At 39.1% G+C, this 21,160-nt stretch carries 18 protein-coding genes and 4 pseudogenes; 10 read left to right on the top strand and 12 right to left on the bottom strand.

What is annotated here, in order from left to right:
* Positions 1–62: 62 nt before the first annotated feature.
* The 5 genes from PR833_RS06985 to PR833_RS06965 all read right to left on the bottom strand — a co-directional run bounded on the left by PR833_RS06985 (position 63) and on the right by PR833_RS06965 (position 3,928).
* Positions 63–242, bottom strand: coding sequence for a hypothetical protein (locus PR833_RS06985; protein WP_004919309.1), 180 nt, complete (start codon positions 240–242; stop codon positions 63–65).
* A gap of 206 nt (positions 243–448) precedes the next feature.
* The gene (locus PR833_RS06980) at positions 449–1,288 is read right to left on the bottom strand and encodes a siderophore-interacting protein (protein WP_121875080.1); all 840 of its coding nucleotides are present in this window, start codon (positions 1,286–1,288) and stop codon (positions 449–451) included.
* A gap of 166 nt (positions 1,289–1,454) precedes the next feature.
* On the bottom strand, positions 1,455–1,634 hold the full coding sequence (locus PR833_RS06975; protein WP_036940052.1) for a DUF2474 domain-containing protein: 180 nt from the start codon (positions 1,632–1,634) through the stop codon (positions 1,455–1,457).
* Entirely contained in the window at positions 1,591–2,601 is a 1,011-nt protein-coding gene (cydB, locus tag PR833_RS06970; protein WP_004919319.1) for a cytochrome d ubiquinol oxidase subunit II, read from the bottom strand. The genes PR833_RS06975 and cydB overlap by 44 nt, the downstream gene beginning before the upstream one ends.
* On the bottom strand, positions 2,591–3,928 hold the full coding sequence (locus tag PR833_RS06965; protein ID WP_004919322.1) for a cytochrome ubiquinol oxidase subunit I: 1,338 nt from the start codon (positions 3,926–3,928) through the stop codon (positions 2,591–2,593). The genes cydB and PR833_RS06965 overlap by 11 nt, the downstream gene beginning before the upstream one ends.
* Before the next feature lie 252 nt (positions 3,929–4,180).
* On the opposite strand from PR833_RS06965, the gene PR833_RS06960 reads away from it, so the two are divergent.
* Positions 4,181–5,605 carry an aminotransferase-like domain-containing protein gene (locus PR833_RS06960; protein ID WP_004919324.1) on the top strand — a complete coding sequence of 475 codons (1,425 nt, stop codon included), beginning with the start codon at positions 4,181–4,183 and terminating at the stop codon, positions 5,603–5,605.
* 90 nt (positions 5,606–5,695) lie between these two features.
* A complete protein-coding gene (locus PR833_RS06955) occupies positions 5,696–6,262 on the top strand; it encodes a HutD/Ves family protein (RefSeq protein WP_272525987.1) in 567 nt (188 codons plus the stop codon).
* On the opposite strand, the gene PR833_RS06950 is transcribed toward PR833_RS06955, so the two are convergent.
* The 4 genes from PR833_RS06950 to PR833_RS06935 all read right to left on the bottom strand — a co-directional run bounded on the left by PR833_RS06950 (position 6,259) and on the right by PR833_RS06935 (position 9,573).
* On the bottom strand, positions 6,259–6,870 hold the full coding sequence (locus tag PR833_RS06950) for a LysE family translocator (RefSeq protein WP_004919327.1): 612 nt from the start codon (positions 6,868–6,870) through the stop codon (positions 6,259–6,261). The two genes, PR833_RS06955 and PR833_RS06950, sit on opposite strands and share 4 nt — an antisense overlap.
* Before the next feature lie 384 nt (positions 6,871–7,254).
* Complete coding sequence (locus tag PR833_RS06945) at positions 7,255–7,818, bottom strand: lytic polysaccharide monooxygenase (protein WP_050979655.1); 564 nt, start codon at positions 7,816–7,818, stop codon at positions 7,255–7,257.
* Between the two features lie 511 nt (positions 7,819–8,329).
* On the bottom strand, positions 8,330–8,746 hold the full coding sequence (locus PR833_RS06940) for a structural protein (RefSeq protein ID WP_060561293.1): 417 nt from the start codon (positions 8,744–8,746) through the stop codon (positions 8,330–8,332).
* A gap of 269 nt (positions 8,747–9,015) precedes the next feature.
* Positions 9,016–9,573 (bottom strand): hypothetical protein, encoded by a 558-nt coding sequence (locus PR833_RS06935; protein ID WP_004919334.1) that lies wholly within the window; start codon positions 9,571–9,573, stop codon positions 9,016–9,018.
* Positions 9,574–10,820: 1,247 nt separating this feature from the next.
* Here PR833_RS06935 and dbpA point away from each other — a divergent pair.
* Positions 10,821–12,194, top strand: a complete 1,374-nt coding sequence (gene dbpA, locus PR833_RS06930) for an ATP-dependent RNA helicase DbpA (protein WP_014658258.1) — start codon at positions 10,821–10,823, stop codon at positions 12,192–12,194.
* 68 nt (positions 12,195–12,262) lie between these two features.
* Here dbpA and PR833_RS06925 read toward each other — a convergent pair whose 3' ends face one another.
* On the bottom strand, positions 12,263–13,912 hold the full coding sequence (locus PR833_RS06925) for an alpha-keto acid decarboxylase family protein (protein ID WP_061064098.1): 1,650 nt from the start codon (positions 13,910–13,912) through the stop codon (positions 12,263–12,265).
* A gap of 125 nt (positions 13,913–14,037) precedes the next feature.
* On the opposite strand from PR833_RS06925, the pseudogene PR833_RS06920 reads away from it, so the two are divergent.
* The 3 genes and pseudogenes from PR833_RS06920 to PR833_RS06910 all read left to right on the top strand — a co-directional run bounded on the left by PR833_RS06920 (position 14,038) and on the right by PR833_RS06910 (position 16,477).
* A pseudogene (locus PR833_RS06920) lies at positions 14,038–14,924 on the top strand (LysR family transcriptional regulator).
* An 88-nt stretch (positions 14,925–15,012) separates the two neighbouring features.
* Positions 15,013–15,680, top strand: a pseudogene (locus tag PR833_RS06915) (IS3 family transposase); the annotation flags it as partial.
* Positions 15,681–15,997: 317 nt separating this feature from the next.
* A complete protein-coding gene (locus PR833_RS06910) occupies positions 15,998–16,477 on the top strand; it encodes an Hcp family type VI secretion system effector (RefSeq protein ID WP_014658261.1) in 480 nt (159 codons plus the stop codon).
* A 23-nt stretch (positions 16,478–16,500) separates the two neighbouring features.
* On the opposite strand, the gene PR833_RS06905 is transcribed toward PR833_RS06910, so the two are convergent.
* Both PR833_RS06905 and PR833_RS06900 read right to left on the bottom strand, forming a co-directional pair.
* Positions 16,501–16,794, bottom strand: coding sequence for a DUF1240 domain-containing protein (locus tag PR833_RS06905; RefSeq protein ID WP_071599664.1), 294 nt, complete (start codon positions 16,792–16,794; stop codon positions 16,501–16,503).
* A 100-nt stretch (positions 16,795–16,894) separates the two neighbouring features.
* Positions 16,895–17,776: a hypothetical protein gene (locus tag PR833_RS06900; protein ID WP_014658263.1), complete on the bottom strand. Its 882-nt coding sequence runs from the start codon at positions 17,774–17,776 to the stop codon at positions 16,895–16,897.
* Between the two features lie 158 nt (positions 17,777–17,934).
* On the opposite strand from PR833_RS06900, the pseudogene PR833_RS06895 reads away from it, so the two are divergent.
* From PR833_RS06895 to PR833_RS06880, 4 genes and pseudogenes are all read left to right on the top strand, one after another.
* Positions 17,935–18,081, top strand: a pseudogene (locus PR833_RS06895) (DDE-type integrase/transposase/recombinase); the annotation flags it as partial.
* Positions 18,023–19,747 carry a lipase family protein gene (locus tag PR833_RS06890; RefSeq protein WP_230089712.1) on the top strand — a complete coding sequence of 575 codons (1,725 nt, stop codon included), beginning with the start codon at positions 18,023–18,025 and terminating at the stop codon, positions 19,745–19,747. The pseudogene PR833_RS06895 and the gene PR833_RS06890, both read left to right, overlap by 59 nt.
* Entirely contained in the window at positions 19,728–20,510 is a 783-nt protein-coding gene (locus PR833_RS06885) for a hypothetical protein (protein WP_080739764.1), read from the top strand. The genes PR833_RS06890 and PR833_RS06885 overlap by 20 nt, the downstream gene beginning before the upstream one ends.
* A gap of 42 nt (positions 20,511–20,552) precedes the next feature.
* Positions 20,553–21,160: pseudogene (locus tag PR833_RS06880) on the top strand (hypothetical protein); the annotation flags it as partial.

Below are 21,160 nucleotides of genomic sequence, written 5' to 3'. Positions count from 1 at the left end.
GGAAACTAAAAACAGGCCACGTTAATGGCTGTTTTTAGGGAAAAGTACTCGAAGAGAGGGCTTTAATAGTTGGGTTTTCTAATCTGCTGCTCTTTATAAATCTCTTGGTTTTTCTTGATTGTATTTAATACGCTATCTTCATATGGATCATTTTTCGGTTGACTATCCTTGTGAGCAGAATTGGGGGAAGTGGCGCATCCAGACACGAGGACAGCAATAATAACTAATAACCCTAAACGCATATAAACCTCCTAAAATGAAAAGGACTAACATAATTCAAAATATCAATTTTTAAAAACCAGCTGGCTAATCAATATATTTAATTTATGGATAAATAGCCAGATAGCATACTTTGAAGTTTTTATTCAATGGATTGTTTATGTGGAATCTTTACACAATAATAAAGTGATGGTGAATGCCATCACTTTTCATCAGTAGAGATTAAATATTAATCATCAGGATTATCCATCACATGATGTCTTTCTTGATGATAACCTTCTTCATCGTAACCATAACGCCAATAAGGTATCGCATAAATACTTTCACGACTAACCCCTTTTTCGCGGCGAATAAAACGGCGTAAATCGCGAATAATTTGGTCTTCCCCGGCAATCCAAAATGATGTATCTTCGGTCGGGATATCCCAAGATTTGAACGTATTAATTAGCTCATTATTTTTACTAATATCACCACAAATCCATATTACCTCGATACCAGCAGGTTTAGTTAATTCGCGAATATCGCCTTGGTGATCTAAACGTAAAACGACTTTACCTGTCGCATTTTCAGGCATTTTTTCGAGTAATGCTGCAATCGCTGGTAATGAGCTTGAGTCTCCTGCCATGAAATAGTGTTGCGTATGAGGTAATAATGGATCAGGCCCTCCTGGATTGGTTATCCCCATCCAGTGACCTTGTTCCGCATCGCGAGCGAATAAATATGCTGGTCCTGAAGCGCCATCATGCATGGCAAATTCAACGTCTATTTCTTTAACCTCTGGGCGGATTGCTCGAACGGTATATGTACGCACAAAGGGGCGTGGCTTATCTTCTGGCCAGCGGCGCCCTTGTTCACTGAGTATTGGTAATGCAGGCTCGCTTTTTAAATCAGGGGCGAGAAAAATTTTGATATGACCACCTTCACATTGCGTTGGATAGTCACCCAGTCTTTCTCCCGTAAAGGTAATGCTGCGAATAGAAGGGCTGATATCTGTAATGGATTTGACCTGAACAAGCTGCGGTGGCGCCGGGCGGTAAATATTCTTTTCGACGGGTTTGTCACTAGCCACAGGCGGTCTCCTTTTAGTTATGATAATGATAAAATTATTATTTGGTAATTGTTATCATTATCATATCATGGTTTTATTGAATATAAATAACCGGAAACCAAACATTTTTATATCCAAAAAAATGCCACATTCGTCAGAAACGAGTGTGGCATTTGTGTGAGGGGGATTACTTGACTTTCATCCCCGCGGCAGTCATTAACAACCTAAATACGGAAGAGAATGCAAATAGCGCCAGTACACTTCCTAACCAAATAATCGCCATCCAACCTATCTTTTTCCACCAAGGTGATGAAATAGCCTGATCAGTGGTAACCTTGGTCTGGGGTAATTTTTCCTCTGAAGACATAGTAACTCCAATAGGTATAAACCAAAATAATAGGGATAATAAATAGAGCGCCAACAAGCATAAAACCTAAACTTTCCATTGGCCCAGCCGCATCACGGAAACTGATGGCGGGTGGAATGAGATTTGGCCAAATACTGATCCCTAACCCCGTAAAACCAAGGAAAATTAATAGCAACGCAGCTAAGAAAGGAATGCTATCCCATTTTTGTCGTTTGGCGCTTTTTAGCATGACCCAAACACACCACACGACTAATAATGGAACTGGCAGGAAGAAAAAGAGATTTGGTAAGCTAAACCAACGGCTATAAATCGCCTCATTGAGAACAGGTGTCCATGCACTGATGATAACAATCACAGCCAACATCACGAGTGTTAATGGTCGCAATAAACGGTACATGGTTTGGCGCAAATGACCTTCAGTTTTCATGATCAGCCAACCGCAGGCCAGTAGTGCATAAGCAACCACTAAACCAAAACCACAAAATAGTGGGAACGGTGAGAACCAATCGAAATAGCCGCCCATATACACACGGTTTTCAACATGGAAGCCTTGAATAAAGGCACCCACAACGACGCCTTGAACAAAAGTGGCGAAAATCGAACCCCAAATAAAGGCGTGATCCCAATGTTTACGATGCGACTCATCCGCTCTAAAGCGGAACTCAAATGCCACGCCTCGGAAAATCAAGGCTAATAACATAAAAGTTAGAGGAATCGATAAGGCATCAAGCACAATGGCATAAGCGAGCGGGAAAGCGCCAAATAGCCCCGCACCGCCTAATACTAGCCAAGTTTCGTTGCCATCCCAAACCGGGGCGACACTGTTCATCATCAAGTCGCGATCTTGGCTATCTTTAAGGGCTGGGTACAAGATACCGATTCCTAAATCGAAGCCATCCATCACGATATACATCAAAATACTAAAGACAATGATGACAAACCAAATGAGTGGTAAATCAATGCCCATGAGCTGTATCCTCCTGAATCCCTTTACGAATTAATTTCATCATGTACATATAGCCGATACCGAACACACTGCCGTAAACAGCAAAGAAAGCCAGTAGACTAATACTCATATGCATTTCACCATGCGCACTGACAGCGTCCGCAGTTCTTTGTAGCCCATAGACGACCCAAGGCTGACGACCTATTTCAGTGGTAAACCAACCAGCTAAGATAGCGATTAGCCCTGATGGCGCCATGACGAACATAAAACGCAAGAAAACTTTCGATTCATAAAGGTTTTTGCGATAACGCAGCCATAACCCCCAAACACCAGCCGCAATCATTAACAAACCTAGCCCTACCATGACACGGAATGACCAGAACACCATGAAGACATTTGGTCTATCTTCGGGTGGATAATCTTTCAACGCAGGAACTTGCTTATCAAGACTATGGGTCAAAATGATGCTCGCAAGATAGGGAATTTCGAGTGCGTATTCGGTTTTCTCTTTTTCCATATTAGGAATACCGAAAAGGATCAATGGGGTGGCTTCACCTGGTTTATTCTCCCAATGACCTTCCATAGCCGCGACTTTGACGGGTTGATGTTTTAGGGTATTTAACCCATGAGCATCGCCAATAAGGGCTTGCAGAGGCGCTAAAATTAAAATCAGCCATAATGACATGGAAAACATTTTCTTCATGGCAGAAGATTTATTGCCTTTAAGCAAGTGCCAAGCTGCTGAAGCACCAATGAAAAATGCGGCTGCAAGGAATGCCGCTGTGGTCATATGCAATAACCGATAAGGGAATGAAGGATTGAAAATAACGGCTAACCAATCAACGGGAACGATGCGGTTATCGATAATTTCAAACCCTTGCGGTGTTTGCATAAAGCTGTTTGATGCAAGGATCCAAAACGTTGAGATGATAGTACCGAGAGCAACCATGCAGGTTGCAAAGAAGTGCAATTTTTCACCAACACGGTTCATACCGAATAGCATGACACCAAGGAAGCCCGCCTCTAGGAAAAAAGCAGTGAGGACTTCATAAGTTAGCAATGGCCCTGTGATACCACCGGCAAAGTCGGAAAAAAAGCTCCAGTTAGTTCCGAACTGGTAAGCCATCACCAAGCCAGAAACAACCCCCATACCGAAATTGACCGCAAAGACTTTCGACCAAAAATGGAACAATTTTATATAATCACTATCCCGAGTTTTCAGCCACAAGCCTTCGAGTACCGCGAGGAAACTCGCCAGCCCGATGGTGATCGCTGGGAAAATAATATGGAACGAGACTGTAAACGCAAATTGTATACGAGCCAGTTCCAGCGCAGTTAGTCCAAACATATTGACCCCTGATTGGAATTGATAATGCGCACATCACAGTTTCGTTTTTTCCGTTAGCAATGTTGGTGCTGTTCCGTAGCAAAAATAATCATTGAAACGACAGGCTTGTGAAAAAAACCACAAACCTAACGAAAAAGTTTTGTGCTTATAGTTAAAAAAAAGTCAGGTGAATGTATGGATAAGTAGAACATGAGACGATAAACTATAATAGTAACAATTTTTGAGTTATTAACTATAACAGTTGAGGCGGATATGACGCGATACGAACAACTGGCTGCACAAATACGCCAACAGATTGAAGATAATATCTGGCAAGTTGGCGATAGATTACCGTCACTTAGGGAAAGTGTAAAACAATCAGGTTTGAGTTTAATGACAGTTGTACAGGCTTACCAATTGCTCGAAAGCCAAGGTTGGATCGCTGCAAGGCCACAATCAGGGTACTATGTTGCTCGTCGAAATACGAATTTTGCGGCAGCAAAGGGAGGAAAAGGCCTGCATCTTAATGAAAATGTTGAGATCAACGCCTCTATTTTTGGTGTTTTGCAAGCTTGTAAAGATCCTGACATTATTCCATTTGGCTCAGCATTCCCTGAACCGGCACTGCTTGATGAACCGAAATTAGGGAAAACTCTCGCGTCAGTGGCTCGGCGTTTAGCGAGGTTTAATACGACAGCGAATTTACCGCCGGGTAACGAGCAATTACGCCGTAATATCGCTCAGCGCTATGCCAGCCAAGGGATCCATGTTGCCCCCGATGAAATTGTGATCACGGCTGGTGCGATGGAATCACTAGTATTAAGCCTACAATCGGTAACCCAACCGGGAGATTGGGTGGTTATCGAATCACCTGCCTTTTATGGTTCATTACAGGCTATTGAACGCCTAAAATTAAAAGCGATCGCCATTAAAACAGATCCGTTATTTGGGATTGATTTGGACGCATTGGAAGATATTGCCGCAAAATACCCCATAAAAGCCTGTTGGTTAATGACGCATTACCAGAACCCACTTGGGGGCACGATGCCGCCAGCAAATAAAAAACGGCTGGTGGAGATCTTGAATAAAAATCAAATTGTTTTGATTGAAGATGATGTGTATGGCGAATTGTACTTTGGTAATCAACAGCCGATCCCTGCCAAAGCTTTAGATACTAAGGGTAACTTTTTCCATTGTTCGTCATTTTCGAAATGTTTAGCACCGGGGTATCGGGTCGGTTGGGTGGCAGCAGGACAACACGCGACAAAAATTCAGCATTTACAGATGATGAGTACTGTTTCTGCCAGCGTTCCAACACAGCTGGCGATCGCGGAGTACCTTACTCAGGGGGGATATGACAACCACTTGCGGAAACTACGTCAGACAATGGAGCAGCGGCAACACCAAATGTTAGGCGCAATCGCACAATATATGCCGCCTTCCGTTAAAGTGAATACGCCAAAAGGGGGCTATTTTTTATGGTTAGAATTCGAACCACCTTTTAATGCGGTACGTCTCTACCAATTAGCCCTTAAGGAAGGGATAAGCATTGCGCCTGGCAGTATGTTTTCAACCAGTGATCAGTTTAACCATGCGTTTAGACTTAATACTTCATTTACTTGGAATGAACAGTTAGAACAGGCGATGAAAACATTAGGGCGTTTATGTTATTCATTGATTACCGAGAAACGTGGTTAGTCACATTTTAAGTGTCGAAACATTGCCCTAAGTCACTAAGTTTGCCACTCTTAATTATCATAACGGATAATTGATTGCTCGGGGGAATGTATGAAAATTAAATGTTTTGATGCGGCAGAGTTACCCATTGAAGAATGGCAAGATAAGTGTGGGAACAGCGCTGAAGTTTTTTGTTGGCCTGTCGCATCTGACTTTTCGCTTCGAGTAAGCATTACACAAATCAATCAATCGAGTGTTTTAAAACAGCACGCTGAAAGTGAACAATTTTGTATTTCTTTGGATAATGGTCAACTGTCTATTCGAGATCAACAAAAGACTAAGCATTCCATGGCAAAAATTGGTGACGCTTTTCATTCCGAGGGGGAACAATTGATTGAACTTGAATTAAGAGGCTCCCCAGTCCGTTTACTTAACGTATCGGTTAACCCTGAGCGTTGGCGAGTTAAAAGCCATGTGATTGCACAAGAACAACGTTTGCCAATAGGGCAGGCAGGGATAGTGTATGTCTTAGCTGGAGAATGGGATGTCTCTGGGGCGAACTGTAAAATTATGGCCGTTAATCAAGGGGGCTGGTGGCTACCTGACATTGGGGAAGGGCATATTACGCCTCGTGTGGCAGGTAGCAAATTAATTTGGGTTGATATTACAGTCTGTTAGCTATTGGCTAAGCCAATCGCCGCGAGTGACAACATGCCTCCAGCAACGCCTTCCGTTAGACGGCGACGCTTATCGCTGTAATTTCCTTTTTTATGTACGGTGGCAAATACCATACCAATCATGCCATAAATCACGATACATGAGGCAATAAAGGACGTTGATAAAATAATAGACTGAATAGCAACACTGTCCGAAGAGTGAATAAAATTAGGTAAAATGGCAAAGTAGACTAAGAGTCCTTTGGGGTTAAGAAAGCTAGTTAGAAAACCTTTCAGAATGACACCTTTAGATGACGCTGATTTTAGCGTTATCTGGCTTGGTTTCATGGCAGATAAGATCATTTTTATGGCTAAATATGCGACATAAGCGACACCGACCCATTTAATAGTATTAAATAAGCGTGGTGACGCAGCCACTATCGCAGCGAGACCTAAAGCGGCTAGGATAGCATGCATAATATAGCCCGAGATAATGCCAATATTAGCTTTCCATACAGCAGATACGCCTCCCGATAGCCCTTGCGAAGAGATAAAAAGAATATCAGGACCCGGTGTACAAATAAGCGGGATCACCGTCGCACTAAACAGAATAATTGATTGTAGCTCCATCTGTATGCCTCATAGATATCATTTGATTATTGTTGTTGAGTTTAGCAAGTTAGCTTGAGGGAAATTATAATGATTTCATTGTAATATTTGGTCATTTTATGGGTAATAATGGATTTTAAATTTAGCATTGAATATCAAAAATCGTTAAACCATAGGAAAATAATGCCAATCAAATAGATACGGGTAAGTTGGCTTGCTCAAACTTTATTAAGGAAGATGCAAGAGGGTTAAATTACTGGCTAAATCACAAGGCAAAAAAATACACTTAATATTCAATGAACTAAGTCATTAACTATTAAATGTATGATAGGTTAAAATATAAAAAGTACTTATTTTTTATTAATAGGTTATTTCATCAATTAGGGTAAGCTATTTTTAGCCAAACTATTTCATATTAGCATCGATTACTTGATAAAAAGCGTTGGCTGTATCCGCAATCGTCCAGACACCAAGAATAATTTGGTATCCTGTACGTTTTGGAATATTACACTCTATTCTTACGTTATTTTTGGGTACATTTCCTCTATCTTGTTGTTCACAAAACGGTTTTAAATCAAAATCATTACGTGTTAATGGTTTATTTGGATCCCAATTTTGTTTAGTGATAAAAAATTGCCATGATGTCGTTCTGTGTGATGCAGTTAATGTCCAAGAAAATACATTTTTACCACTAGATACATTCACTTTATGCCAACGACTGTTCGACTGTTCATTTAACTGAGAAAAATTGGCATTACCTCCACTTGCGATTTGACCATCCTTTGGCCCCCTTTCTGGGAAACCTTTAGGGCCTTCAACCGATTGAGGCTCATATTGAACGGCACCACACATTTTATTTAAATTGCCACCCATGGATGAACAAAGAAAAGCGCGGCTTGGTGGATTATCGATATAACCATGGCGAAGTACGTTATTATCAGCTAATGCTGACATTGAAAGGAAAAGCATTGATATAGCAATAAATGTTGTTCTCATAGAAGTATCCTCATGTAAAAATTAACAACCATATTTAAATGATGTATAACCTATAAAGAATGAACTCTCTGTTGTTATTTTATTAAACTAATTCGGTTATCTAGATGCGTATACTTTTTATTATGTGTTTATCAAAAGCTAATGAAAAATATTGAAAATAGCCCAACTAAAAACATAAATTATCACTAGTAGATACTAAAATGTTGGCTATTGTTTTTTCTCTATTACCATCCCCTCTTTTTAGGAAAAGAGTAGTTAATATTTATCAAAGATAAATAAAAGTATTAAAATGCATTATGAGGGCAAATAACTCTCACATACAGTTTGCTCAGTCAATATATGTATTGTTTTTGTCTATGGCCTCCTAAATTATACAGAATGGTGAAATTTTCATAAAACATACTGATGAGAAAGTGGCTTTAAATATGCCATATAGTCTTATTTCGTCAGCTTATTGATCAGTTAACCAACAGTGCCGATACCATCATAGCAAGTTCCACGCTCTTTCAAATGTTTCATCATCATAAGGTTGTGTTCCATTTTCATGCTTAATAATCGATTTAGCGAGTTTTATTAAAATTGATTTGTTTTCAAGATTAATAAATGTATTGGGGGATACATTTAGCGCTTTAGCAATATCATTAATATAATCGCTTGTTTGATTTTCATTGCTAGGTGCCCATCGACTAATTAATTGAGATACGGTTTGCAATGAGTATCTACGTTGATAGGTACGCAGTAACGCGAATAGTGCTCTGATACCATATTCTGAAGATTCAAATCGACAAAATCGTTTTTCAATAGATTTATCGTGTGGTAGTTGCCCCTTCCAATGATTGGCTTCATTGTATTCAATGTTACCGGGGTTATTGTTTCTGATGCCTCGAGAGATTTTAATCATGGATAAATTCTCCAATTCTAATGTTTAAATAAAAATGATACGAACATTTTTAATTAATCTATCAGTCCTAAGTAATAGGATTTATATTTATGTAATGATTTTAATTATATTAAAAAAGTGTTGGCGCAAATTATTAAAATTAAGTCATAAGACTCAATGAGCAGAAGAATACTGCTCATTGAGTAATACAAAGAGAAAATGAGATAAATTAAATTATAGATAAAATCATATTTACGATTAAATCAAATAAGTAAAATTGATTTTTATTACTATAAATAAATTACCGAATTATTATCTGATGTTGGCAGTGAATTACCATCATGATCAGCTGCACCTGTGTCAATATTAGGGGTTGCTGCGCTAGCAAGGCTAAATTCATTTCCTTCACTATTGGTTACCTTAAGAATATTAACATAGGCCATTGCAGTAACTTCCACATTAGGATATATGCCAGTTACATTCATATCAATATGAACCTTTCCGTTAATTTGTTGAGTAGTTGATAGCTCATCTAAGGTTGCGTGTATTTCTTGTCTATGAGTTTCGACACTAAAGTTAGCTGAAACCCACGCAAAGAAAGCAGTAAGACCTGCGCCAAATTTATATTCATTAAGCAGCTGTTGATACTTAGCCGACGATTCAAGGCTAATAATACTAAAATCCATGTCACCTTGTAATCGAACAACAGCGCCTTGGCCTGAGACAGTCGCAGAAATACCTCTCATCATTCCTTTCTTTTTTGAAACCTGCCAAGAACTCACATTACTATTGTTTGTCTTTACTGCTCCAATTGCAATATCGTTTATTTCGGAGAATGTTGTAGTCATTTTAATACCCTTAGTTTTAAATAAAGTGATGTTGTGGTGCTATTAAATAGATTAGTGGTTTATGCTATAAAACCACACACTATCTAATGGCAATAATACTATTTGATATATTGTATTGATAATGTGATCGATAACGGATTTTTGTGTTGTTATATTGTTTCTAATTGAGATAAATATTCAAATTATTGTTTTTTTTGAGTATTTAGATCAAAATACTTATAGCTAAGTATTTTTACTTGAAGGATTTATTTTCACTGTCAGCGATATTTGCGGATAGTCTTGTAATTTTTTGAAAAATAACTAATTTAGTTGAGTGTTCTACTTGTTGTTTTATCTGATAAAATATGGCTGTATCGTTTCTTAGCTTGATGTTTATAGAGCGAGGTAGCGTGCGATTTCGAGATATTATGCTTTTAAATATGGGAATGATGGCAGATGGTGTCAAAACCATGGCGAATGACTTTGCTAACGTCACTATATAGTTTTTTTAAAAAATTATAATTATTTGGTATTAATTTTGGTGATCCTTCTTTTAATTGAAGATTAATGGGAAGGTGTGTTTTATCATTATGTTATAAATAGAGGGTAATAATTTTTATCACTATTAATGCTAGCAAATGAGAGACTTGTTTCTCCTGAACAAGATTCAGATACCGTATTGAGTATTTGGGGAGCCTCAAACCTTAGGGGAATTGCTGTATTTATCATGCTTAGTCATTATTGTGGGTTTTTCAATTGAAAGCTTGCTTACCAATAGGTGCTTTTTGATTACGTCAAAGAGAACAAATCAAATCAATTGTATGATATAAAAATATCGCCATGTACCATTAATAATCTCAAACATAAAGCACCATTATTTTAATATCGAAATGACTACTTCGATTTATAGCGATAAAGGTAGATAGCCACAATATTACTCATAATATGCTTCAATGAATATTTCCTGAAATTTATACTAGGTCATTTTAGTGTTAACAATGACTAAAATCATAGCGTATCATTTAACAGCAAACATAAAAATGATAGTCGACGATTCGGCTTACTCTCCGTAAAACTTAAGATAGGCGCTTAGTCGCAAAATAGAACTACGAATGAAACCAGTGCGACCTTCTTCTTGATGGATAGATTATGTCCATGTTGCGAACTTGGCTGGCAGTGATTGATGTAAATTCCTCACGACACGTCAGAGAAGGGATAGTATCATGACCAGCCATTAGCTTTTTTACATTTTATTCGGAATTTTCATTGTGACCTCATTTGCTGAACTTAACACGCTACCTGAAGAACAACTTGCTAACCTTACTGAGCTAGGTTACGTAACAATGACGCCAATTCAAGAGGCTGCGTTACCAGCGATCCTTGCAGGCAAAGACGTCCGTGCTCAGGCAAAAACGGGAAGTGGTAAAACCGCTGCTTTTGGACTGGGTCTGTTACAACACATCGATGCGAAACAGTTCAGTACACAATCACTGGTATTGTGCCCGACTCGAGAATTAGCAGATCAAGTCGCGAGCGAACTGCGCCGCTTAGCACGTTATATGGCAAATATTAAGATCTTAACACTTTGTGGTGGTGTGCCATTTAGTGTGCAACGAGATTCCTTAATCCACGCGGCTCATATCATTGTTGCCACGCCGGGGCGACTTCTTGACCACTTGAACAAAGAAACCGTAAAACTGGATACATTACAAACATTGGTATTAGATGAAGCAGATCGCATGCTGGATATGGGATTTGCTGATGATATTGATGAAGTGATCAGCTATGCGCCCATTAGCCGTCAAACACTATTATTTTCAGCTACGTGGCCAGAAACAATTACAGCAATGAGCCAGCGTATCCAACGTAATGCAATAACGATTGAAATCAATTCAGTTGATGAATTACCTGCTATTGAACAACGGTTTTATGAAGTCGCTCGTCATGAAAAAATAGATTTATTACAAAAACTGTTAAGCCAACAGCAACCCGCATCTTGTGTGGTATTTTGTAACACAAAAAAAGATTGCCAAGCGGTGTATGATGCACTAAATGAGTGCCATCAAAGTGTTTTAGTATTGCATGGTGATATGGAACAACGTGAGCGAGATCAAACGCTTGTTCGTTTTGCTAATGGCAGTAGTCGTGTATTAGTTGCAACCGATGTGGCGGCTCGTGGGTTGGATATCAAATCATTGGAAATGGTAATTAACTATGAATTGTCATGGGATCCAGAGGTGCATGTTCATCGCATTGGTCGTACAGCGCGTGCAGGTGAAAGTGGGTTAGCGATTAGCCTTTGTGCTCCTGAAGAAGCTCAACGCGCTAATGTGTTAGAAGAAATGTTAAATATAAAGCTTAACTGGAAGTCAGTACCAACCGGCTTAACTATCACACCACTTGAAGCTTCAATGGTAACACTATGTATTGATGGTGGTAAAAAAGCGAAGATGCGACCTGGCGATATTCTTGGGGCGTTAACAGGAGATATTGGCTTGGCAGGGGATGATATTGGTAAAATTACTATTCATCCAATGCATGCATATGTCGCAATCAAACAGTCTGCTGCACGCCATGCTTGGAAACAATTGCAGCAAGGAAAAATTAAAGGTAAATCCGTTAAAGTAAGATTGTTAAAATAAAACTAGCAATATAGGCAACCATTAGCCGTGTGGTTTGTATGACATGGCTAATGGTAGGTAATCATTACTTAAAATGAATACAGAGATTCAATGGATTGACCGAGTTTTTCTGCCAGCTCAGAAGATGCATATCTATCCATCACAACCTCAATATATGCCGCACGATTTTGCGATTCAGCCATATTAATTGCGGCATCTAACTCATCGCAACGGGTGACCTTTTGGCAATACCAATCTTGGCAACCAAGTGCAGCAGGTAATTGGGCATAGTGCCATTGCGGTAAGTCATTATAGTAGGCTTCAGGATCTTTACAGAGTAAGCGTTCAATAAGATAACCATCATTATTAAGGACAAAAATAATGGGTTTTAAGCCAAAGCGAGCGAATTGGCTAATCTCTTGGGCGGTTAACTGATGAGAACCTTCACCAGTAATTAAGATAATACGGCGATTAGGTTCAGCTATTGCAGCACCAAAAGCCGCAGGTGTTGCCCAACCAATAGAGCCCCAGAGTGTTTGGTTATGGAATTGTGCATTTTGTGGAAGCAGAGCAAAACCTAATCCCATCGATGCTGTACCTGTTTCCGCGATAATAATATCGTCTTTTTTGAACATCTGCTCAAGTCGCGGATAAAGATAGTTTGCAGTAATTTGCCCATTTTCCCCCTGAACTGGCGTACCGAGACCTTGAGCTTTTATCCCTTGGTGATGCAATGAAGGAGCAAGCTCTTTGAGCTTAACCAGTACATCTTGCATATAGACTTGAGGATAGATAGCAGAGCCCACTTTCACATGGTCGGCAAGGATATTAATTCGATGCTCAGGGAGAATAGTAGCGGTAAAGCTACCAGAGTTAAAATCGGTAAGGACAGCTCCAATTCCCAGCACGCAATCACAACTTTCGACAAATTCACCTACTTGTGTATTCATTAATTTGCCGTTATAGATCCCCATATAAGTTGGATTGGATTCACTGACAATGCTTTTATCCATAAACATGGTGGCGTAAGGTAACCCAGTCTTATCAATAATTGCTTGCACTTCATTAGCATAGCCTAATCGAGCACTTAAAATACCAGGAATTATGCAGGCTTTTTGGCTTGAATTTAGCTTTTCTAAAATAGCCGTAACGGCGGCTGATAATGACTCATTATTACTTTTATGAATAACAGGGGTATCAGTATTTTTATCTGTAACGACTGGCATGACCGCATAATCTGCGGGTAAACCAATATAAACAGGACGGCGTTCACGTAGGGCCGTTATAATTAAGCGTTCGGTTTCGGCAATACAGTTTTCAGGGGTTAAAATTGCGTGAGCGCAGCTTAGGTGTTGACTCATTTGATAAAAAACATCGAAATCACCATTGCCGAGCGTATGGTGAACGAGTTTATGGTTTTTTTGTACACCACTGGCAGGCATACCAACTAAATGAAAGATAGGAAGATGTTCTGCATAGGAGCCTGCAATGCCGTTGAGTGCGCTTAATTCTCCTACACCAAATGTGGTTGAAAGTGCAGCGGCACCTTTAATACGAGCATATCCATCAGCTGCATATGAGGCATTGAGTTCATTACAATTACCAATCCAACGCATATTGTTACTTTCACAGACCGCATCTTCTATGGGGAATGCGTAATCACCTGCGACGCCAAAAATATCATTGATGCCGATCTCATTTAAGCGTGCTAAAACATGTTCGATGACGGTTTTATTCATTATATTATCTCCTAATGATCACGTTAGCCGATAATTCTGCTTTTTATTAGTTCTAACGTAGATCTTTCTTTAGTGGAAATTATTTATAATTATTCCATCTATAACAAAAACTCATAGGAGCAGACATGGATATACGTTCATTGCGTTATTTTGTTGAAGTGGTACAGCTAAATGGGTTTAGCCGAGCAGCAGAACGTTTATTTGTGACCCAACCTGCGATTAGCCGTAGCATTCAAAAGTTAGAGCAAGAGCTTGGTTATACATTATTAGTGAGAGAAAACGATGGAGTGAGACTGACGGATGAAGGCGAAATTTTATTGAGTCATGCAAAACAAATACTCAAACAATTTAATAGCATGAATAAGGCGTTAAAAGAGAAAGAAGGGCCTCTGTCCGGTATTTTGAATGTAGGATTACCACCTGTCATCGCGTCAACTTATTTTGCGGATATCATCATGGCATTTAGTCGACGTTACCCACAGGTGAATTAAAAATTTTGGAGCTAGGCACGCATAAGATGATGGAGGCGATGTTAAACGGCGAGGTGGAGACCGCGGCAGTGATGCTGCCTTTCGACAATGAATTGTTTGACTTACACGTTTTTTCGTCAGATCGATTGATGCTGTTAGTGAGTGAACAGCATCCGCTAGCTATGCGTAACTCGGTGAAGTTTGCAGAGCTTATTGATGAGCCGTTTATTTTCTTCTCTGAGGACTTTCGCATAAATGAGTTAGTCATGAGCGCTTGTGGGATCTATGGAAAAAAACCGGTTATTGCTGGGCGCAGTAGCCATTTAGATCTTGTAACAGCGATGGTAAGGGCAGGGGTTGGTGTAACATTATTACCAGATAGTATGTGGAATAAAACACGTGCAGATGGTTTGTCAATTATTCCTGTAATAGAGCCTGTACTCTCTTATGAAGTCGCTTTAGCAACATTGAAAAATAGTCATCAAAGCCGCAGGGCAAAAGCTTGGAATGCGCTGGCAAAAGAAATGTTAAACATCCAATAATGAGGCATTGATGGCAAAAATGTTTTTTATAGAAAGAAAAATGATTGTATAGCCACTTTCTCTTAAGGATAAGGAACAAGAAGACTTATTCGGGTTTAAAAAGCTATTTCAGGTTTTGCGCAGGCAGGGCAATGAGTGGGATCATATGCGGGTTCACCGGATCTATTGTCCGTTGAAGCTGAGCTTTCGCCGTAAAGGCAAACAACATCTGCCTGTGCGTAATCCAGCACCACTGGCAACGCCGGAGGCACTGAATCAGAGCTGGTCGGTTGATTTTATGCATGATGCGCTGATCTGCGGCAGGCGTTTCCGGACGTTCAATACCGTGGATGATTTTAATCGTGAAGCCCTGGCGATAGAAATTGCTCTGGATATCCCGGCACAACGCGTTGTCCGGGTATTGGACAGAATAGTTGCAACACGCGGATATCCGGTAAAAATGCGGATGGATAATGGTCCGGAGCTTATATCATTGACACTGGCGCACTGGGCGGAAGAGCATGGTGTGATACTGAAATTTATTAAACCGGGTAAACCGACTCAGAATGCCTTTATCGAGCGTTTTTACCGGACATACCGGACTGAAATACTGGATTTTATCTGTTTCGGACACTGAATGAAGTACGGGAAATCACGGAACGCTGGCTGAGGGAATATAACCGAGAGCGACCACATGAATCCCTGAATGATCTGACACCGGAAGAATACTGGTTATTAGCTGAAAATAACGAAATCTCAAAAAGTGTGTGGAACTGAAACGGGTGTACTTACATACCTGCCGCTCGGTCAAATTGAGTTGAGATACAGCGTCACGCTGCCGTAATCGTTTTTCACTAATAGCTTGAATAACATTGATCCGACTTAATTCTTTATCCGACATAGTTACCAACATTTTGAATGTACTTATCGTGGCAAAAGGTTTTATCCTTTATGCCGCAAAAAGTGACATTTCTAAATTGCTAAAAAGTGACATTACTAAATTGGTGCTACACCAAAAACTGGGATAAGATAATACTCTTAACTTAAATTGATGTGGTTGTTATGCATCTCAATTATCATTAAAAGGGAGTGTTATGGCATATCCGATATATTTAATGTTGAAAGGTAAAAATCAAGGTTTGATTTCGGCGGGATGTTCATCTCAGGATTCAATTGGTAATCGTTACCAAATTGGTCATGAAGATGAAATTCAAGTTATTGGGGTTCACTATGGTTCTTTTCGTGAACAGAATGCCTCATATAAACCCATTGTGTTCACTAAACCTATTGATAAATCTTCTCCCTTGCTGTCTGTTGCGCTTGATAATAATGAAGTTCTAGAGGCTAGTTTTATTTTTTATCGAACGAGTCAAAGCGGACAACTTGAAAAATATTATGAAGTCAAGCTAACAGGGGTTTCATTGATTGAAATCTCTGACATATTTCCTGATTCAATAAAAGATAATGAATCAATGCCTTTTCAGCGGATTCAGATGAAATATGAATCTATATCTAGAAGTCATTTAATGGCAAATACATCAAGCTACAGTATTAATAGTGAGATGGTTAAGTAGTTTTTAGCATCAAAAGATATGTACTACTTACACATATCTTTTGATATAACGTATTCATTTGGTGAGAAAATAGATGATTTGTAGCATGTGTAGTAGCCTTTTGAGGTTAAATCAATACTGACATAGGTCGAAAAGAAAAAGCTAAACACCATGCCTATTATAAAGATAACAGCGAAAAATCCAGCTATCCTATTATTCATTTTTTGTAGTTCTTTTTTATATCCCAATATAAAACTATAATATGAAAAATATAGTATCAAAGGAGCTGAAAAACACAGGAACCCTGTTTGAAATGAGAATAGAATTCTAGGCTTCATTTGAAAGTAATCAATATAATATGTTGTTGATAGATAGATCCCGAAGATTGCTAAAAGTAAAAGCGCTATAGATGATAAGATTAACTTTGTGGGCTCTAATTTAACCACGACTAAATCTCCCCCACAGAGTAAAAAATTGGTCTGGATGGTAAGGTGTTTCTGGTTTTCTTGCTCTGTGAGTTTTTAAGCCTTTAATGATAGTTGCACTAATTTGGAATTCATCATCTAACCAGTACAATAGTACCCCTACGGATACACCTACAGCAAACACCCCTAAAGCTACAAGTATGACACTTGTTCCAGTCGTTAAAGCAGCAGTAGTTAAACCTCCAGTTATGGCTGTCGTTATTTGAGTGCTGATAGCTAGCTTTGCCATGTCCATGGTTATATTCACAAAAAAATCAACCAAGGTATATTCATTCTTGAATATTAATTCAACAGTTCTATAAGCCGCTGAGAAAACTATCGCAAAGCGAGCTGCGCCTACAGAAATATTATTCATGCCTTGAGTGCCTACTCCCATGTATAAAATACGAGGGTTGTTGACTAAATAACGAGTTCCATTTAAGTATGCTCTTATTCCAGCATGGCCTGATAGGCGAATATAAACATTACCGTTTGGTCCTGTATATTGAGTTGCTCTGATATTGAGATTCCCAAACTCGTTAACAATTCTGTCTATTCTGTAGGCTTCATAAATATTTCCTGAAAATGAAGATATTATATCTCCAATGCCAAATAGTGTTTCTTTCGGATCTTTGAAAGGGGTTGGAGTCGATAGATTCTTTAAAAGATAATCAGCTTCTTCAATGGTGATAACTGCTGCGACATTATCATCATCTTTTTCATCATTAAGAATGGATTTAATTTTTAGTAAGCTAGTTTTATAGTAAAGTTCATCATAATTAGGTGCTTCTTCGAAACTAAATTTTGCGTCCGCATCAATGAGCGTTTTTGATATAGGGTCGTATTTATACGCCATATGGTTCTTCCTTTAATTTAGGTTATGGGGAGAAGTATAGCATTAATGACGCTGTTTATTCGACAATAAAACCCCTAAAACCCCTAAAACCCCTAAAACCCCTAAAACCCCTAAAACCCCAATGTGGTACTAATCAAAACGGAGCGAAGCGACAGAACCAACAAGATCATCGTAATATTAAACGACGGATACGCCCGATGCTCGGCTTTAAATCTTTTCGTCAGGCACAGACACGACTCACTGGCATTGAAATCGTCTCGATGTTACGTAAACAGCCCTCTAAGAACGCTTCGAGGGGAGGCTAACTCAACCGTTAAAACTAATTTTCAATCAAACGGTTATGGTTATCGCCATGCCGTCATTGGCGAACTGTGTGATAAAGCGCCTAATATCGAAAAGTGGGAGCAAGCACGATTTGGATTACCCCATTATCATTTTCCCAAAGAAGATGAATTCAACGGATTGAAGTTCATGGGCGAAGATTTTAATCAACGTCATGTGATAGAAGTCTGTCCATTTAGAGCATGGTCGCTAATTCTCAACCACACCCCAGACTATGACATGGTCAATGCTTATAATTTAGGGTTAATGTCATTGCTTGTGTATAAAGATGAAACCATGGTTGACCCCGATGAAATCGAAGATATGCGCGAATTTATCAACACACCAGATACCACCACGTCTTTTTTCTATCAACAGTGTTTTGATTTATCCAAAGTGCCTGTCATGACGGACGGTTACGATTACCCAGCTATTGTGACGGATGTACCTTTTAAAGAGCGCTATCGCCCTGCAATTTACTTAGACCTTCAACAAGTGGAAAATGCGCCAAAATTTGAGCATGACACCCAAATGTTTTATGTGGAAAACGACACGCAAATTATTGCCGCCTGGCGAGGTACTGCCAGTGTAAGAGACGCGCTTACGGATGCAACGTATCGTCCTATCCCTTGCCCGAAAAGCATTCTTTCAACCCAAAATGCCAAAGTGCATAAAGGTTTTTTAGAAGCTTATCAATGTGTCGAAAAATATTTTGTTCAAAAAATTGAAAAATTGAAAAGTAGCGCAGGTAATAAAAATAAGAATCTATATATCTGTGGTCACAGCTTAGGTGGGGCACTTGCTTTATTGCATTCGTCTGAATTAAGGGATAATAATCCGCTCTTATACACCTATGGTAGCCCGCGTGTTTTTACGGGCAGTGGCGTTAACGCCTTAGCATCCGTCAACCATTTTAGGCATGTCAATGATGCGGATACCGTCACCAGTGTGCCATTCGATACCAATATGGATAACTGGCTATTTAATGTCTATGGTCCATTGGGCACAGTTTTTGGGTTTGGCTGGACACAGGCAACATTGCCAACTATTCCACTGCAAAAAGCACTCCCTGATATTGGGGAAGTTTATTATCATCACGGCAATACCGTCAGTTTCTTTGAAGCCAGACAAATTGGTGAACGAAAAATTCCGTCTAAGGGCGGCAGAGAAAATGATTTTGTCGGGAAAGAACGCTGGCGTATGAATGGCAACTATAAATTTTACTTAGTCCCTGACATTGCCAATAAATTAAATGGTCAGTTAGAACAAGAGCAAAAAAATTATATTCATGCCATCAAAGCAGACCGGACTCTTATCGATGAAATATTTCCTAAAGGAAATAACCCATCGTTAGACACGATTATGACCATGGCAACCGACCACTCTATGGCCAGTAAATACCAAGTGATTATGAATAATCGGTTATTGAGTATGTTAGAGCCCACGAAAGCGCCTAAGTTAAGCGCTTCAAAACAGCGATTTGAAGAACTCATTCATCACAAAGATGCTTATCCGTTAAACGCGCAGCGTAATACGACGTTTATCGCGCTTGAAAACGCGCTTAAGAATGAGGTCAAACGAAGTACAGAAAAAAATGATATATTGAAACAGGCACTTGAACGCTACAAGGATGAAATACATGAAATTTAAAGCGAATAAAACGGTATTGGCTATGCTGTTCGGCCTGTTTTTTTTACACGGCTGTGCAGCTAATAACAGTATGTTTTCACCCCCATTAGACGGAGAAAATATTCATTTTACCGCCACTGTGCCTAACGAATTAGAGGCCTTACCCATTTCAGCGACCTATCGCTCTGAAATTTGCCGTAAAGAACGCCGAAACTCCAATAGGGAGACGTATACTATCCCTGGGTTTCATCGAGAAGAATATCCATTAGCGACGAATGCCTCGAATCAAGTAGAGGCGGATATTCCGAAATCTGGGGGAGGAAAATGTGATTGGAAACTCAGTAATATTAAATTTGAAGTGAAACTCAAAGATCCATCAAAAATAGATCCGTTAATATCAAAAAACTTTGGTATGGAAGCCACCTTTGTGCTTGATAACAATGCACCAGCGACTTTTGATGGCGGCTATGAAAAAAAATCAGGAGATATAAATGAGCAGTTAATATTATTTCCGTTGATTAGCGAGCGATTTATAGGGGGGTATGTCAAACAATTTTGGTTAATAGCTAAATATGAAACTATGACCTATAAAGTAATAAACACTCAAAATATCAATATAAATATTGATTATAGATCTAACATAAAAAGTTACTGGGTTGGGGCAAAAAAGAAAGGCGAAGATTCTTTTTTAAAGTATCCAAATGGCGATGTTATTCTTAATTCTGAAGTTGAACCTGAGTATAAAAAACTACTTGAAATATCAGAATCCATGATCCAAAAATAAAAACACTAACTTATACACATTATATGGGTGTAATATTTTTATATGAAATGTAAAACACTCCCCATTATTACCTCTTTGCTTTCTTTGTTGTTTATGTCTGATGCACTTGCTTTAAAAACGTGCTCAAATGAGCAGAGAAATATTAACAAACAGAACGCTTATATAATTACCAGTGATATTTTTTATGGTCCCGTAAAATCTGTAAAAGCCATACACACGAGACCTGAAAATAAATACGGTAAAACCGATAATGGAACAAGAGTATATCAATTCTCAGATTGTAATGAGCTGACTGAATTCAGCTGGAAATCTCAAAGAGTCATATCACCGTCGGATTCTGTAACCTTTGTTTCAGACGGGGAATTAATTGGCAGTAATCCTTACCATGTTAAAGCTGTCTCTGACTTCAGTGCCTCCAGTAACTCCAGCTATACCAATGCCAGCTTATTTTATTACACTGATAGCAATGGGCGGATTATCAAAAATGAGGAAATAGTTCTGACTAAAAACAGAGTCTTTTCTGATGCCGATGAAGAAAATAAACGCCGTGAATTGTCAGAAAATTCAGACGATACTTTTTCTGTTTCAGTTATTAACTGGAATAATGGACTTATTAATAACAGGGTTGTGTCCACTCCCCCTAAAATAAT

The sequence above is a fragment of the Providencia sp. PROV189 genome, from assembly GCF_028480065.1.
Lineage (GTDB): Bacteria > Pseudomonadota > Gammaproteobacteria > Enterobacterales > Enterobacteriaceae > Providencia > Providencia stuartii.
The sequence above is the reverse complement of the archived record's forward strand: the minus strand, read 5'-3'. Positions and strand labels throughout refer to the sequence as shown.